1 protein-coding gene is annotated in these 248 nt (G+C 62.9%); it reads left to right on the top strand.

The genetic code is table 11. The annotated features are described in order from the left end of the window. Nucleotides 1-248: aminotransferase class III-fold pyridoxal phosphate-dependent enzyme (locus tag U5771_RS35515; protein WP_322028230.1), on the top strand; the 248-nt coding region annotated here is incomplete at both ends.

The following is a 248-nucleotide window of genomic DNA, read 5'->3' as shown; positions in this document are numbered from 1 at the left end:
ATCATCGACGGGATGGCCGGCCTCTGGTGCGTGAACGTCGGCTACGGCCGCAAGGAACTCGCCGACGCCGCGTATCGCCAGCTCCAGGAACTGCCGTTCTACAACACCTTCTTCAAGACGACGCATCCGCCGGTGATCGAACTGTCGGCGCTGCTCGCCGAGGTCACGCCCGCGGGCTTCAACCACTTCTTCTATTGCAACAGCGGCTCGGAAGGCAACGACACCGTGCTGCGTCTCGTGCACCAGTT

The sequence above is a fragment of the Burkholderia sp. BCC1977 genome (assembly GCF_905339595.1).
GTDB lineage: Bacteria > Pseudomonadota > Gammaproteobacteria > Burkholderiales > Burkholderiaceae > Burkholderia.
Note: the sequence above shows the minus strand (reverse complement) of the source record. Positions and strands in the feature narration are given on the sequence as shown.